The organism is Halomonas sp. 3D7M, from assembly GCF_014897885.1.
GTDB lineage: Bacteria > Pseudomonadota > Gammaproteobacteria > Pseudomonadales > Halomonadaceae > Vreelandella.
On the sequence record NZ_JABUZF010000135.1, the window covers coordinates 4340 to 4693 of the forward strand.

Annotated in this window: 1 pseudogene; it reads right to left on the reverse strand. The window is 50.6% G+C overall.

The features are described from left to right. Positions 1-354, reverse strand: a pseudogene (locus INT22_RS20365) (elongation factor P lysine(34) lysyltransferase); the annotation flags it as partial.

Here is a 354-nt window from a genome sequence, read left to right on the forward strand (position 1 = left end):
GCGGGATAATCCAACACAACACTCAGTTCGTTTTGGCCAAGCGTTGGTTCAATTACCATGCTCATTAACAGGTCGAGACAAGTATCGCGACTCTCTTCTGTTAGCGCATTTGCCGACATCTGGCCACGCTCTGCAGCCAAAGTACGCAATGTCTCAATAGACGTCGTGAAGGGGTCTACCGCTAAGTAGGTATGAAACAGCTCACGGTAACGATAGTGCACCACAGGGCCTGCAAAACTCGGCAGCACGTTAGCAACCAGCGTGGTCGTCTCATCAATCAGCTGTGCCAGGGTAAACCCTGGGCGGTACCACTCAAGCATAGTGAATTCAATATTATGGCGGCTGCCAATTTCA